Origin of the sequence: Pseudomonas avellanae BPIC 631 (genome assembly GCF_000444135.1) — a bacterium.
GTDB lineage: Bacteria > Pseudomonadota > Gammaproteobacteria > Pseudomonadales > Pseudomonadaceae > Aquipseudomonas > Aquipseudomonas avellanae.
Genome location: NZ_ATDK01000599.1, coordinates 1 through 1487 on the forward strand (window position 1 = coordinate 1; position 1487 = coordinate 1487).

The 1487-nt window shown below is 61.2% G+C and carries 1 pseudogene; it reads right to left on the reverse strand.

The annotated features are described in order from the left end of the window. Positions 1–1487 (reverse strand): annotated as a pseudogene (locus DW49_RS01000000129000) (type VI secretion system Vgr family protein); the annotation flags it as partial.

The following is a 1487-nucleotide window of genomic DNA, read 5'->3' on the forward strand; positions in this document are numbered from 1 at the left end:
GCGCCCTGGGCGCCGCTGCGTTTCCAGGTGCTGAGGTAAAGACCTTGCTGTGCGCGCAGTGCGCCGTAAGCATCAGTGCGTAGTTCAAACCCCGTGCCGCGCAGGCCACCGCGATTGTTACCGCGCTGGTCGATCAAATAGCCAAGGTTGAGCTGGGTATGACCATGGCTGCTGTGGATCTGGGTGCGGACCTGGCCGGTGGAGTCGTCCATTACCCAGTGGTTGAAACCACCGCCGCCGACTTCCTTGCTCTTGTAACCGGCCATCAACCCGCTGGAGTGCCAGGCGGGTTTGTGACCGCCGTAGACCTGGCCCATCACCAAAGGCCGATCAATGTCGTTGTCCAGAAAGGTGATCACCACTTCTTCACCAGCACGCGGCACATGCACGCTGCCCCAGTCCGGGCCGCAGCTCGGTTGCATCATGCGCAACCAGCAGGAACCCAGTTCGCCGTCCTGAGACAGGCGGTCCCAGTGGAAGCGCACACAGATTCGGTTGAGGGTGTCGGTAAACACTTCATGGCCGCTGGGCGTGACCACCACGGCCGTCTGCGGGCCGGGATTGTTGGGCTTGAAATGCTCGGCCGGGCTGCGAAACGGCACGCTGTGCAACTGGCCTTCAAAGCGGTTGAGGAAGAAACCGTGGCTGCCCACGCCCAGCGTATCGGCCACGCCAGTCAACCCTGATGGCTCAGGACGAACTGACCTGAACAGCGCGGCCAGGCTGCCCGGCACCTCGCGGCGTTCCTTGGCCAGTGGCAGGTTGCTCTCGGCGAACATCTCGACTTCGATCAACAGGAACTGACGCTCTTCAGCCGATTTACGTGCATACAGCGGATGCTGGGTCAGCTCAAACCAGCGCCCGGCTTGCATCTGCCGCACACCGCTTTGGCCCTGAATACGACGAGCCTGCGACTCACGCTGCTCGATCTGCACCCGGCTCAGCCATTCGCCCCGGTCCTGTTTCTGCCAGCCGTACTGGCCTTGATACTCGTAACGCTCCAGCGCCTGCGGTGCTGAGGCGGCCTGCAGAGAGGGCATCACGGTTTCCCGTGGCTGGCCGTGGGCCAGGTAATCGACACTGCGCCAGTGCAGCTTGCCACTCAACAACTGCGAGCCGCTGCTCCACTGAGTAATGCCGTCCTGTTTTTCAGTGACGTTCTGGGTATGAAAGCGAATGCTCTGCGGAGCGAGAGCAGGCAGGGTGTCCACCGTATCGGTGAACACGATGCAGTGCTTGTCAGCGGTGTGTTCGACGTACCAGAAAAGACCTTCCTGCTCGCACCAGCGCTGCACGAAGTTGGCGTCACTTTCATTGAACTGGGTGACTTAGGACAGCGGGGCGTATTCGCGACGCAGGTCCAGGCGGTAGTTGCCCTTGGCCTGTTCATACAGCGAAAAAACAGCTTCCAGAATGGCGGGCAGGTTTTTGTCCTGCCAGATGCGGCAGTCGAGGCGGTATTCAAGCAGGCTGAACCAGGGCGCGAA